This window comes from Campylobacter sp. CNRCH_2015_0338h (assembly GCF_025772785.1).
GTDB lineage: Bacteria > Campylobacterota > Campylobacteria > Campylobacterales > Campylobacteraceae > Campylobacter_D.
The window spans coordinates 1-12,740 of record NZ_JAKMST010000015.1 but is presented as its reverse complement, the minus strand read 5'-3'; the positions used below and the strand labels follow the sequence as shown (position 1 = coordinate 12,740).

12 protein-coding genes and 4 tRNA genes are annotated in these 12,740 nt (G+C 32.0%); 4 read left to right on the top strand and 12 right to left on the bottom strand.

Annotation, left to right across the window (positions count from 1 at the left end; all coding sequences use genetic code 11):
- The 7 genes from L8X30_RS07750 to L8X30_RS07720 form a co-directional block, all read right to left on the bottom strand.
- Positions 1 to 571 (bottom strand): type II secretion system protein (locus L8X30_RS07750; RefSeq protein WP_318529753.1); only part of this gene is annotated, 571 nt, incomplete at its 3' end.
- Positions 568 to 1,575, bottom strand: a complete 1,008-nt coding sequence (gene tsaD / locus L8X30_RS07745; RefSeq protein ID WP_263679743.1) for a tRNA (adenosine(37)-N6)-threonylcarbamoyltransferase complex transferase subunit TsaD — start codon at positions 1,573 to 1,575, stop codon at positions 568 to 570. The genes L8X30_RS07750 and tsaD, both read right to left, overlap by 4 nt.
- Positions 1,572 to 2,960, bottom strand: a complete 1,389-nt coding sequence (locus L8X30_RS07740; RefSeq protein ID WP_263679742.1) for a M99 family carboxypeptidase catalytic domain-containing protein — start codon at positions 2,958 to 2,960, stop codon at positions 1,572 to 1,574. Before L8X30_RS07740 ends, tsaD begins: the two co-directional genes overlap by 4 nt.
- Positions 2,957 to 4,036 carry a 1-deoxy-D-xylulose-5-phosphate reductoisomerase gene (gene dxr / locus L8X30_RS07735; RefSeq protein WP_263679741.1) on the bottom strand — a complete coding sequence of 360 codons (1,080 nt, stop codon included), beginning with the start codon at positions 4,034 to 4,036 and terminating at the stop codon, positions 2,957 to 2,959. The genes L8X30_RS07740 and dxr overlap by 4 nt, the downstream gene beginning before the upstream one ends.
- A complete protein-coding gene (locus L8X30_RS07730; RefSeq protein ID WP_263679740.1) occupies positions 4,033 to 4,761 on the bottom strand; it encodes a phosphatidate cytidylyltransferase in 729 nt (242 codons plus the stop codon). The genes dxr and L8X30_RS07730 overlap by 4 nt, the downstream gene beginning before the upstream one ends.
- An 11-nt stretch (positions 4,762 to 4,772) precedes the next feature.
- Positions 4,773 to 5,093 carry a hypothetical protein gene (locus tag L8X30_RS07725; protein ID WP_263679739.1) on the bottom strand — a complete coding sequence of 107 codons (321 nt, stop codon included), beginning with the start codon at positions 5,091 to 5,093 and terminating at the stop codon, positions 4,773 to 4,775.
- A gap of 2 nt (positions 5,094 to 5,095) precedes the next feature.
- Positions 5,096 to 6,400 (bottom strand): NFACT RNA binding domain-containing protein, encoded by a 1,305-nt coding sequence (locus L8X30_RS07720; protein WP_263664319.1) that lies wholly within the window; start codon positions 6,398 to 6,400, stop codon positions 5,096 to 5,098.
- Positions 6,401 to 6,441: 41 nt separating this feature from the next.
- Here L8X30_RS07720 and L8X30_RS07715 point away from each other — a divergent pair, with 41 nt between their 5' ends.
- A complete protein-coding gene (locus L8X30_RS07715; protein WP_263679738.1) occupies positions 6,442 to 7,041 on the top strand; it encodes an NTP transferase domain-containing protein in 600 nt (199 codons plus the stop codon).
- Complete coding sequence (locus L8X30_RS07710) at positions 7,004 to 7,978, top strand: phospholipase A (RefSeq protein ID WP_263679737.1); 975 nt, start codon at positions 7,004 to 7,006, stop codon at positions 7,976 to 7,978. The genes L8X30_RS07715 and L8X30_RS07710 overlap by 38 nt, the downstream gene beginning before the upstream one ends.
- On the opposite strand, the gene L8X30_RS07705 is transcribed toward L8X30_RS07710, so the two are convergent.
- Positions 7,975 to 9,327: a Na+/H+ antiporter NhaC family protein gene (locus tag L8X30_RS07705; protein ID WP_412175511.1), complete on the bottom strand. Its 1,353-nt coding sequence runs from the start codon at positions 9,325 to 9,327 to the stop codon at positions 7,975 to 7,977. The two genes, L8X30_RS07710 and L8X30_RS07705, sit on opposite strands and share 4 nt — an antisense overlap.
- 134 nt (positions 9,328 to 9,461) lie before the next feature.
- Between L8X30_RS07705 and ilvD the strand changes: the two genes are divergently transcribed.
- Positions 9,462 to 11,138: a dihydroxy-acid dehydratase gene (gene ilvD, locus L8X30_RS07700; RefSeq protein ID WP_263679735.1), complete on the top strand. Its 1,677-nt coding sequence runs from the start codon at positions 9,462 to 9,464 to the stop codon at positions 11,136 to 11,138.
- Positions 11,139 to 11,213: 75 nt separating this feature from the next.
- Here the strand turns inward: ilvD and L8X30_RS07695 are convergent.
- The 4 genes from L8X30_RS07695 to L8X30_RS07680 all read right to left on the bottom strand — a co-directional run bounded on the left by L8X30_RS07695 (position 11,214) and on the right by L8X30_RS07680 (position 11,597).
- Positions 11,214 to 11,301: transfer RNA gene (locus tag L8X30_RS07695), tRNA-Ser, on the bottom strand.
- Positions 11,302 to 11,334: 33 nt separating this feature from the next.
- A tRNA-Cys gene (locus L8X30_RS07690) sits at positions 11,335 to 11,408 on the bottom strand.
- Positions 11,409 to 11,424: 16 nt separating this feature from the next.
- A tRNA-Leu gene (locus L8X30_RS07685) sits at positions 11,425 to 11,513 on the bottom strand.
- A 9-nt stretch (positions 11,514 to 11,522) separates the two neighbouring features.
- Positions 11,523 to 11,597, bottom strand: a tRNA-Gly gene (locus L8X30_RS07680).
- A 315-nt stretch (positions 11,598 to 11,912) separates the two neighbouring features.
- Between L8X30_RS07680 and L8X30_RS07675 the strand changes: the two genes are divergently transcribed.
- A partial coding sequence (locus tag L8X30_RS07675; RefSeq protein ID WP_263679734.1) for a cache domain-containing protein occupies positions 11,913 to 12,740 on the top strand: 828 nt, incomplete at its 3' end.

The following is a 12,740-nucleotide window of genomic DNA, read 5'->3' as shown; positions in this document are numbered from 1 at the left end:
AACCACCACTTAAAAAATATACCCTAGTAGCTAAGTCTTTAAAAGCTTTAGAGTGGATTAAACTTTGACAAGCCTTAGACTTTGAAGTGCTTGTAAATTCACTTTGACTAAAAGCATTTAAAGCTTCATCTAGTTGAGTTTTTATGCTTTGATTTTTAGGATCTTTCAAAGCTTGATTTTTTAAATCTGCTATATTTTGGACTTTACTTTTTTGAGCATTATCTACCATAAGCGCTAAAAGCAAAATGCTTTCTTTATCTACAAATAACACCTTAAAACACTGCTCGTCATTTCCCACACTAAAATCAAGTTCTTTGGTGGAATTTTGCAAATTCGATAAATCTTCATTTTTTATATTTGCTACATTACTCATCAAAGCTATACTTGAAAGACTTTCATTTTTTAATACACAAGAACTTACATCATTGATAAAAGTTTTTAAATTTCCTAAAGCTTGAGCTGTACTTGCTTCATCTTTACTTGTGTTAAATTTTGGCAAAGCAACTGCTGCTAAAACACCAAGTATAATCACCACAAACACAAGTTCTATAATAGTAAAAGCCTTTTTCATAATACACCTTGTAAATTTTTCACCTTAGGACTTATAAGATCATCTTCAATACTTACAAATTCTTTACACTCATAAGCCTCACAAGCTGTCCTTGCTATCATCAAAGCATTATCTGAACAATACTCAAGCGGAGCTAGCAAAAGTTCACATTGATAGCTTTGGCATAAATGCTCTATTTGACTTCTTAAGCTTAAATTTGCACTAGCTCCACCTACTATACCAAAACGCTTAAATTTATACTCTTTAAAAATTTTTTCTAACTTGTTTAAAATATGCGCTATGGCTGCTTTTTGAAATGCAAAGGCTATTTTGCTTTTACGCTCTAAGCTTAGCTCTTCTTTTAAAATTTCCAAACGCACTTGGTTTTTAAGTCCTGAAAAACTATAAGCTAAGTCTTTAGAATGAAGTAAAGGTATGCTAAATTCTAAATCACTTTCTTTTACATTTTTAGCTAAATTTTCTATGATAGCCCCACCAGGATAACCAAGTCCCATCATCTTAGCTACTTTATCAAAACTTTCTCCAAAGCTATCATCATTTGTTCTTGCTAGTTCTGTGATTTTACCTTGCTTATCGATAAAAAGTACCATAGTATGCCCACCACTTACAAGCAACACGCCCATATCAAAACTAGCTTTTTTATCTAAAAACATAGAGTAGATATGTCCTTTTAGATGATTAATCGCTATAAGTGGTAAATTTAAACTAACAGCAAGCATTTTAGCCATAGCAACCCCACCTATCAAACTCACACTAAGACCAGGTTTATTTGTAACTGCTATAGCACAAAGTTTGTCAAAGTATTTTTGGCATTTTTCTAAGATTTTAGGTAAGGCTTCACTGTGCAATCTTGCTGCAAGCTCAGGCACCACCCCTCCATAGACACTATGAGCATTTTCTTGAGAAATCTTTGTATGAAAAATACATTCAAAGCTGTTTTTATCTATGATAGCAATAGAACTATCATCACACGAGCTTTCTATGGCAAGAATTAAGCTTTTCATTGAAATTCCACTAAAATCATACCAATAAATTTGTCCTTTTGCTCTGCTTTTTCTATGGCTTTTGCAGGTATGTTCGCTTTTTTGATTTCTTTAAAATTTGTCTTTTTTTCTAAGGCTTGATCGGCTAAATTTGCATTTTTTAACTCATAAAATTCCACTCTATAAATCTTTCTTTTTTTGTCTAAAGAATAACGACTTTGCATTTGATTTTTACTTATTTCTATACCGCTTTCATCATTACCCCTATCAAAACCTATGACATTAACCCTTACACCTACAATAGAAGGAATTTTAAAGCTATTTTTTACCATGATTTTTTGAGCAAAGTTAGTTTGTATGTTTTTTCCATCTACTATTATTTCAACACTATCTAGCGCATTTGAAAACTCAAAATATTCAGGGTATAGTCTAGTTTGCAAGCGATTTCCGTAATTGACTGAGTATGAACTAGCGTTTGAAATCACCGCTGTAATTTCATTGCTTGCTTCATAATTTAAAGCTTGATTAACAGGGAAAGGTAAGAAATTTATAGCATTAGTAGGTTTGTCAAGATAAAGTAAAATTTTATCATTAAAAAGTCTTACCTCCAAAGGCTTTTCAATGGCTCTATAAACCCCATTTGGAGTTAGCTCAAAAGTTCTTTGAAATTCTATATTTGCCTTTTTTAGATAATACTCCACCGCCAAAAGATGATAATACACTCTTAAATGTGTTGGTAAATTTTTGCTCGCTTCATTAGCAAAGGCTGCTTTGTGATTTGACACTACAAAATAAGTTAAAGCCTTTAACATATCTTTATCATTACTTTCTTGGGTTTTGGTGTTTTTTAAATGATATTGATGTTCTTCTTTTACTAAGGCTTTATTGATATTTTCCACCGCTTCTTTAGCTATGTTTTCTAAGTCTGCATATTTAGTAGAATTTACTTCGCTTTGATCGATAATGCTAGTGTTACCCCAGCGGTTTGGGTTTTTATCTTTGCTTTCATATTGTGGTCTATAAAAACCACTTCCATCGTGTAAATTTATGACCATATTAACTTCAGGATCTAAAATAAGCTTTTTTATACGCTCTATGGTGTGAAAATCAGGATCGCTTTCATCTATATGGGCAAATTTTCTATTTAAATCTCCAAAATTTCCCCTATTTCTAGCAATAATACTTTCAAAAGCCAAATTTGGCGCAACGATGATTTTACCTTTAGTGATATTATAATCACTCAAAAGCAAACTAGCTGCATGAAACCCACCTGGCTCATCTCCTTGTATGCCTCCAAGGATTAAAACCGTGTTATTATCGTCTAAACTTTTTCCATTTTCTTTCACACTAAATTCTAAAGCAAAAACCACATTTATAAAAATCAAAACACTTAAAAAATATCTCACTTCATTTCCTTATCTAAATAAAGCCTTACTTGTTTATCATACTCAAAAACATCTTCAATTTGGTTAATCTTTGGCACACCAAAATGATCTAGTGCTTTAAAAATTCCTTTAGCGATATCTAAAAACTGCGCTTTTTGAGCTAAAAATTGATACACCATATACTCATTTGCACTATTTATAATCACGCCCAAGTCAGGCTTTTTTAAAAGTTCATCTTTGAGTGAAAATATAGGATATTTTTTTAAACTAATTTTTTCAAATTTTAAACTTGGCATAGCTAATAAATCCAAATTTTCTACAAAGCTTTGATCATGCTCATCTAAAATCGCTTGAGCTATAGATAAACGCATATTTGCATGAGAAAAATATGCACTCATGCCACCATCTTTAAACTCGCACAAAGCATGCACTAAAGATTTTCTTTCTATCAAAGCATCTATTTGTTTAATGCCATAAAGATGATAAGCTTCGATAATTTCAAAAAGCTTATTACACATACTAGCACTATCTATGGTGATCTTAGTTCCCATGCTCCAGTTAGGATGCTTAAGAGCTTCTTTTACGCTGACATTTTTTAAATCTTTGATTTTATAATTATAAAAGGCTCCGCCACTTGCTGTGATGAAAAGCTTTTTAATATCTTTTCTTTTATCTATCAAACACTTTAATGCTGCATGTTCGCTATCTATAGCTTTAATCTTAGAAGTGTCAAAAAATTTCCCTGCTACTACTAGGCTTTCTTTATTTGCTAAAGCTAAAGTTTTACCAAGTTTTTGCACCATAAGACTTGAGTTTAACCCTGCAAAACCCACTATAGCATTTACCACCAAAGAGCTTTTACACTCAACTATCATCGCTTTTAAGCCCTCTTGGCCGCAAAAAATCTTATCATGATCAACCAAGGTTTTATCTTTTTCATCTTGTATGCATACAAATTTAGGCTTAAAAAGAGCTATTTGCTCATTTAAAACCTTGATATTTTTACCACAAGATAAGGCTTCTATGCTTATGTTTTTTTCTTTGGCAATAAAAAGAGTATTAACCCCTATACTTCCTGTGCTTCCAAGTACAATCATACTAAAGTTGCCATTGCAAATGCTGCAATGATAACAGCATCAATTCTATCTAAAACTCCCCCATGACCTGGGATTAAATTACCGCTATCTTTAACGCCTGCTTGTCTTTTAAAATAACTCTCAAGCAAATCCCCTATCACAGCAAAAATAGCTACTATTAAAGATATATAAATACTTTTTACTAAGCTAAATTCAAAAGAACCTATGATGGTTCCTAAAATCCCTGCGCAAACTATGCCACCTACAACCCCTTCTAAAGTTTTATTTGGGCTTGTTGGAGAAAAAGCTCTCTCACCAATGAGCTTTCCTATAAAATACGCCCCGCTATCACAAGCAACGACAATCACTATAAGCCAAAATAATACAAACATACCCTCATAGCTTAATACTTGATAAAGCATTAAAATAGGCAAAGTAGGATATATATAAGGTATAAGTTCATTTAAATTTTCACTTTTTTTATAAACTAAATATCCTAAAATCAAAATCAAAGCCATAAGGCCTATAAAGAAAGGTTTATCTAAAAATGCACCTATTGCAAAAATACACAAAGCCACAAAGGCACTTGCATGTTTACTTTTAAACATAGCTTTTGCTTCTTTAAATGCCAAAAACAATAAAACACCAAAAATAGCAAAATTAATCAAAAAATTATCCACCAAAGCAACAACAGCTATTACGGCTATCATCACAATAGCACTAAGAATTCTTGTCTTTGAAAACATTTTTATCCTTTCTATATGCTTAAATCAAGTAAATGAGAGCTTTTTTTAACCACCTCTTGCTCTTTTTCTTCTTGTTCGTCTTTTTCTTCTTGTTCTTGATGATGTTTAGAATGCTTCTTTTCTTCCTCTTGTCTTTCTTTTACCTCATCACTTACTTCGTGAGTTTGATTAACTTTTTCAAGTTTTTCAACCGCCTTTTCTTTTGCTTGAAACTCACTCATATTTACCAAAGTCGCAAAAGAGTCTTTTGCTAGTTCATTGCTCACTTGTGCTGAATGTACTGGTGCATTTTGGTTAGCATAATTAACACCACCTATGGGACTTATAGGCATATTCACTCCTTTAAAATGCTTATAGTCTTATAATTTGTATAATTTACAAAAGCCTTCTCTCTAACTTTAACAAAATTCTTACTCGTATAATCGACCAAATAAGTTCCAGAACTTAGCTTGGAAAATTCCACACAAAGCTTTGCGGCAAATTCTAGCACTAATTGACTTATTTTTAATTTATTTGAAGTAATGATCACATGTGCACTAGGATAATCTTTCACATGCAACCAAATATCATCTTTTTTAGCTATTTTTAATAAATACTCATTAGCTTTTTCATTGCGTCCTACACTGATTTTAAACTCATCAAAATAAAAGCTACTAACCCCTGCGTTTAACTCTTCTTTTTTGGTTTTTTTACTTTTTTTAGGCATTAAAACTTCTAATTCTCGCAAAGAAGTGCTTTTGGTGATTAAATCTTTTAAATTGATTAAAAAATCAAGTTTTTCACTTAAAATTTCTCTTTCTATATTAATATTTTTAGCCTTTTGTTTTAGCTTTTTAGCCATTTTGTAAAATTCATTCGCGCTGTTTTTAGGTGTATCTTCAAGCTTAAAAGCAAGCTCATTTGCATTAAAATCTTGCAAAATAAATTCTCTTTGATAATCTTTTAAAGAATTTAAATTAGCAAATAAAACATCTGCCTTTTGACTTAACTCTTGAGCTTTTTTTAATAAATTGCTTTCTTGTTCTAAATTTTCTATACTCTCTTTAAGGGTAAAAATTTTTTTATCTACATTTAAAAGTTTATTTTCTTTTATATCTTTTAAGCGCTCTTGTTGTAACTTTTTAGCACTTTCTTTAAAATACACATTAAAATCATCAATCTTTACAAATTCTTCTTTAATCTCATAAGCTTTTAAAGCTTGGAGTTTTTCGCCTATTTTTACAATACGATAACTTTTATCTATATGACGCAAAGCTTCTATGATAATATCATTAGTATCTGTAATGATGACATTGGTGTTTTTTCCTGTAAATTCAAAATAAATCTTAGCCCCATAAGCTTTGTAAGATTTTTCTGATAAAACTTCAAAAGATAAAATTCTATTATTTTCTAATACTTCTAAATTTAAAATCTTTGCATTAGAAAAGTATTTTTTTAACATAAAATCAAAAGGTGCATTATAAGCTTTTGCTTGGAGCTTATCTTGGTAAATTCCACTTTTTCCGCGTGTTAAATCTAGTATAAAGGCTTGATGATCTAAGCTAAGCTCTAAGATATTATCATCAAGGCGTTTGAGATAATTTAGCCTTTGAAATTGTTTAAAATAATCTTTTATTTGTATTAAATCTGTATATTTCATAAATGTATTATAAAATATTTTGATGAATTTATGAGGTTTTTATGAGTAAAAAAATTCCCTATCCTTGCGTGATTTTATGTGGCGGAAAGTCTTCACGCATGGGAAAAGATAAAAGCTTATTGCAAGTAGATGATAAAAACTTAACTCTTTATCAGTATGAAAAAATGTCAAGAATTTTTAATCAAGTTTTTATTAGCGCTAAAAAAGATAAATTTCATCAAAAAAACTTAGCACTTATTTTAGATGAGGATTTAAATAACTACTCCCCACTCATTGCCTTAAATTCCATACTCAAACATTTTCAAAACACCTATGTATTTATCCTTAGCGTGGATACTCCAAGTATAAGCAAAGAAAGTATTTTTAAACTTTTTCATCATCTAAAATCACAAAATATACTCTTAGCAAGCACAAAAAAGCACAAGCATTATTTATGTGGATTTTATCATGGTAGAAATTTTGAAAAAACTTTGCAATTTTTACAAGAAAATAACCACAAACTAGCTCTTTTTTGTGATACAATGAAAGCGGAATTTATAGATTTTAAAAATGAAAATGAGTTTATAAATTTAAATTATTTTAACGAATACAAAAAGTGGCTTCATGAAAAAGACAATCTTACCCATAATATGTGCTTTTAGTGCTTTAGCAAATGAAGATTTAATCAATCAAGCCTTAAAATATGAAAGGCAAGGTGAGTATAAAAAGGCTATGCAAATTTATAAAAGCTTAGCTTTAAAAGATACAGCAAAAACAAAAAATTTAGAACTTTCTCTTAACAATGAGCAAAATGCAACAAAAGAACATAAAATAGATGATTTTAACCCAAGAAGCGAAGCTTTAGCAAATTACCTTGGCACAGAAAAATCATACAATCCTTTTGGTATTAGCACGCATAATCTTAGTTATTTTATGCCTGTTTCTTATAGTTTTAGCAAAAGAGATTATAAAAGCACTGAAACTAAATTTCAAGTAAGTCTTAAAAAAACTCTTTTTGAAAATCTTTTGGGTTTAAACGAAAGCTATAACATAGCTTATACACAAATTTCGTGGTGGCAGCTTTATGAGCATTCATCACCTTTTAGGGAGACTAATTATTTGCCTGAATTTTTCATCAATTTTCCTATAAGTGGGCATGGAGCTTTTGAAAATTTAAAAAATATACGCGTTGGTTTATTACACGAATCAAACGGGCAAGATGATCCAAAATCAAGATCTTGGAATAGAATTTATCTAAGCAATGCATGGTTTTTTGACGACTTTGTGTTCATACCTAGGGTTTGGCTAAGAATTCCTGAAAAAAGCTCAGAGGATGATAATCCTGATATAGAAAAATATTTGGGTAATTTTGATATCAATCTTGCTTATACTCAAGATGATTATTTTATCAATATCTTATGGCGTAATAATTTAAATTTTGCTAATAACCGCGGTGCAGTGGAAATAAGTGGAGCTTATAAAATCTCCAACAATGGCTTGTATATTTACACTCAGTATTTTAATGGTTATGGTGAGAGTCTTATTGAATATAATAAATCTTCAAGCAGACTCTCAAGCGGAATTTTGCTGATGTATTAAAGCAAACAAAATGCTATAACACTACCTAAGATAAGCAAAGAGCCATTAAAGCATAAAAAGGTTGGTATACAAGTATCTTTGATGTGATCACCTTGCTTATCTGCATTAAGCCCTACACTCACTCCCAAAGTCGTCTCACTAGCAGGCGATCCTGCATCACCTAAAGCTCCAGCAACACCGATGATAAAAATAATCGCAGCAGGTGAAAAACCAAGCTCTATACATATAGGGCAAAATAAGGCAGCGATGATAGGAATAGTACCAAAAGAACTGCCTATACCTATGGTGATTAAAAGACCTATGGCTAACATGATAAAAATAGCTAAAAAGTGACTTTGTGCCATAAAGGGCACGCTTGTTTTTACAAGCTCAGCTATACCCCCACTTTGCTTTAAAACCTCCCCATATCCTGAAGCAACAAGCATTACAAAAGCTATATAACCCATGATTTTAAGCCCATCATCAAAGACTAAATTAACTTTGTTATATTCTACTCCACCTAAAATCACCATCAATACAAAACCCAAAAGTCCAGATAAAGGTAAATTGTGCGTTAAAATTTGCAAAATCAAAGTCAGTCCAAGACCAGCTAAAACACCCCATTCTTTTTTACTCATTTTTAGATTTTCAAAGTCCATTTTAACAATTTGCTCTTCTTGATATTCTCTTGGCTTAGCATAAAATACAAATACAGCTAAAAACAGACCAACTAGCATACAAATAGCCGCAAAAGCCATAGTTTGAGAAACTTCTCCTAAGCTAATTTGCACTCCATTTGAATTTAAATTATCTACAAGCAAAGTTTGAAAAATAAGCCCAAAACCTAAAGGCACTACCATATAAGGTGTGGTAAGTCCAAAAGTTAGCGCACAAGCTATGGCTCTACGGTCTATTTTTAATTTATTAAAAAGCTTTAACAAAGGTGGGATCAATAAAGGCACAAAAGCCACGTGGATAGGGATTAAATTTTGTGAAAAACAAGCAATAAATGCCAAAGAAAGTATAAGTAAGTATTTTTTATGTGAAATATAATGCGAAACTATTTTAATCAAATATGCTGTTAAATTAGTTTTTGATATAGCAGCAGCCACCGCTCCAAGTAAAATATAACTTAGTGCTGTTTGTAAATTTCCTTGCATACCATCGATTAAAATTTTCATAGAATCCATCATAGCTTGTGGAAGTTGGGTAAAAAACTCCATCAAAGTTAAATGCTCTATATGCATAAATTTAGACCAAACGCCTACAAAAAGCCCAGAAAGCAAAACACTAAGCAAAACATTAAACCTAAAAAAACACAAAAGCGTCATTAATACAACGCCTATAAATACCGGATTAGTTAAAAGCATTACATTCCTTAAATCAAAATAATTGCACATTTTAAATAATTTTCTTTAAAATACCATTTAAGTTTAAAAAATTTAAGCAAAAATTGCAAAATAAAAGCATAAAATGATAGTTTTTACTTTAAAAAAGGATACAAATGAGAAGTGACGCGATCAAAAAAGGACATTTAAAAGCACCAAATCGTTCTTTACTTAGAGCATGTGGCTTAAATGATGAGGATTTTGACAAACCTTTTATAGGTGTTGCAAATAGCTATATAGATATCATCCCGGGACATTTTTTCTTAAATGAATATGCAAAGATCATCAAAGATGAAATTCGCAAAAATGGTTGCATTCCTTTTGAATTTAATACTATAGGTGTAGATGATGGCATTGCTATGGGGCATGATGGTATGCTTTATTCTTTGCCAAGTCGTGAAATCATTGCAAACTCTATTGAAACAGTGATGAATGCACACCAACTTGATGCACTAATTTGTATCCCAAATTGTGATAAAATTACTCCAGGTATGCTCATGGGGGCTTTAAGAGTTAATGTGCCGACTATTTTTGTGAGCGGTGGGCCTATGCGAGCAGGAGTAAATAAACACGGAGAAAAAATCAGTCTAAGTTCTGTTTTTGAAGCAGTGGGAGCTTATGAGGCTAAAAAAATCAATGAAGATGATTTAAAAGATATAGAATGCAAAGCTTGTCCTAGCGGTGGATCTTGCTCGGGTATGTTTACTGCAAATTCTATGAATACTTTATGTGAAGCTATGGGCATAGCGCTTGAAGGAAATGGAACTATTTTAGCACTTAGCAAAGAAAGAGAAGAGCTTTTAAGAAAGGCTGCGCGTAGAATTTGCGAGATTGCCCTAGATGAGCGTTTTAAAATTCGCAATATCATTACTAAAAAGTCCATTAACAATGCTTTAGTTGTTGATATGGCTATGGGTGGAAGCTCAAATACTATCTTACATATGCTTGCCATTGCTTATGAAGCAGGTGTAAATTTGGATATAAAAGAACTCAATCACATCAGTACTAATGTGGCTCATATAGCCAAAATTGCTCCATCTTTAAATACTGTTTATATGGAAGATATACACAAAGCAGGTGGAGTAAGTGCAGTAATGGCTGAAATAGCTAAAAAACCAGGCCATATTTTAGAACTTGATACTCTAGATATTGGCGGAAAAACTTTAAAAGAACGCATTGAGAATGCTAGCATTAAAGATGAAAATATTATAAGAAAAATAGACAATGCCTATTCAAATGTAGGTGGACTTGCTATACTTTTTGGAAATTTAGCAGAACAAGGCTGTGTGATAAAAACTGCAGGTATTATGGGTGAACGTAAATTCAAAGGTAAAGCGGTTTGTTTTAATTCTCAAGAAGAAGCCATTAAAGGCATTATAAAAGGTAAAGTTAAAGAAGGTGATGTGTGTGTGATACGCTATGAAGGACCAAAGGGTGGACCTGGCATGCAAGAAATGCTTAGTCCAACCTCATTGCTCACAGGCATGGGACTTGGTGCTAAAGTAGCACTTATAACAGATGGTCGTTTTAGCGGAGCTACAAGAGGGCTTAGTATAGGTCACATTTCTCCTGAAGCTGCAGAAGGTGGACTTATAGCGCTTTTAGAAGATGGCGATGAGATAGAAATTGATGTGGATAATTACAGTATCAATGTAAATTTAAACCAAGATGAAATCGCCAAACGCAAAGCAAACTTTAAAATGCCAAATAAACAAATAAATTCAAGATGGCTTAAAATGTATCAAAAGCTTGTAAGCAATGCTAGCAAAGGCGGGGTTTTAGACTTAGAATAATTTTCTTAATTTCTTAGAGAAATTAAGAAATATCTTTTAAATGTGAAAACAAAAATATGAAAAATTATGTTAAAGTGGCCGGGAGAAAGGGATTCGAACCCCTGGAGGTGTGACCCTCAACGGTTTTCAAGACCGCCGCTTTCGACCACTCAGCCATCTCCCGAAAGAATAAAAATATCAAGTGTTAACATCGCATTGGAGGCGACATCCGGATTCGAACCGGAGATCAAGGCTTTGCAGGCCCATGCCTTACCGCTTGGCTATGTCGCCTTGAGTTACCAAAAAGTGGTGCCCGAGGCCGGACTTGAACCGGCACGGAAGAAAAATTCCGAGGGATTTTAAGTCCCTTGTGTCTACCAATTCCACCACCCGGGCGGGTGATAATGGAGCGGGAAACGAGATTCGAACTCGCGACCCCAACCTTGGCAAGGTTGTGCTCTACCCCTGAGCTATTCCCGCATGTAAAATTGAAATTATATCTATTAAAGCTTAAAGATATATAAAAAATAATTTAAAATAATTTAAAAAATTACAATAAACAAATAAACTTATTAAAATTAATAATATTTTTATAATCAATATGTTATAAAACTAGATTTGATTTAATCAATTTAAAATATTGCAATGGAGGTATTTATGTTCAGCTTTAAAAGCTTATCAAGTAAATTAACATTTATAACCTGTTTGTTAATTATAGCAATTTTAACCGTAGTTAATGTTATAAACTACTATGAATCTAAAAAAACAATCAATGATTATCTGTATGAAATACAGATGAAAACAATGCTAGATGTTGCAAAGGTATATGAACTTTATGGTAGTTCAAAAAGAGCAGCAATCAACTCTCTTGGACACTCGATCTCTTCCAAGCCAAATATGCATCAAGACGAAATTATAGATATTTTAGGCACTCTAAAACAATCATCAGATTTTGAGCTTGTTTACATTGGATTTGAAGACACTGGTAAAACTTACAGATCTAACAAAGTTATTAGCGATATCACAAGTGGATATGATACTAAAAATAGACCTTGGTATAAAGAAGCAAAAGCTGCTGGTAAACTAATCGTTACCGACCCTTATGTCTCTGCTTCTAGCGGTCAAGTAACTGTAACATATGCCGCACCAATTTATTCAAGTGGCAAATTTATAGGTGTTGCGGCAGGAGATTATGACCTTTCAAGGTTTTCAACCGATGTTTTATCACTAGGACACTCTAATAGTTCTTATGTTGCAGTTTATGATAGAGAAGGTGTTATAACCTTCCATGAAGACAAAGAAAGAATGCTTACTAAAAACGATTTAAGCATTAATATAGCAAATGCTGTAAAAGCTAATCCTGATTTAGTTGATCCAAGTAAAGAAGAAACCTTATTTTATGCTAAAGATGGCACAGGTAAAACTCAAGTCGCAACATGTACACAAAGCTTAAACCCTAAATATATAATCTGTTCTATCACAGAAGAATCTGTATATACTGACGCAGTAAATAGATTGTTATTTCAACAAATTATAATTGCTATTATAGCTATAATAATAGCTTTACTTCTAGTAAGATTTGCTATTATTAGAAATTTAAAACCTATTGCAATAATTACTTCT

Bases quoted from the DNA above. Each gene is read 5' to 3' on its own strand.
- tsaD (WP_263679743.1), bottom strand. From the start codon at position 1,575: ATGAAAAGCTTAATTCTTGCCATAGAAAGCTCGTGTGATGATAGTTCT.
- dxr (WP_263679741.1), bottom strand. From the start codon at position 4,036: ATGATTGTACTTGGAAGCACAGGAAGTATAGGGGTTAATACTCTTTTT.
- L8X30_RS07730 (WP_263679740.1), bottom strand. From the start codon at position 4,761: ATGTTTTCAAAGACAAGAATTCTTAGTGCTATTGTGATGATAGCCGTA.
- L8X30_RS07725 (WP_263679739.1), bottom strand. From the start codon at position 5,093: ATGCCTATAAGTCCCATAGGTGGTGTTAATTATGCTAACCAAAATGCA.
- L8X30_RS07720 (WP_263664319.1), bottom strand. From the start codon at position 6,400: ATGAAATATACAGATTTAATACAAATAAAAGATTATTTTAAACAATTT.
- L8X30_RS07715 (WP_263679738.1), top strand. From the start codon at position 6,442: ATGAGTAAAAAAATTCCCTATCCTTGCGTGATTTTATGTGGCGGAAAG.
- L8X30_RS07710 (WP_263679737.1), top strand. From the start codon at position 7,004: ATGAAAAAGACAATCTTACCCATAATATGTGCTTTTAGTGCTTTAGCA.
- L8X30_RS07705 (WP_412175511.1), bottom strand. From the start codon at position 9,327: ATGCTTTTAACTAATCCGGTATTTATAGGCGTTGTATTAATGACGCTT.
- ilvD (WP_263679735.1), top strand. From the start codon at position 9,462: ATGAGAAGTGACGCGATCAAAAAAGGACATTTAAAAGCACCAAATCGT.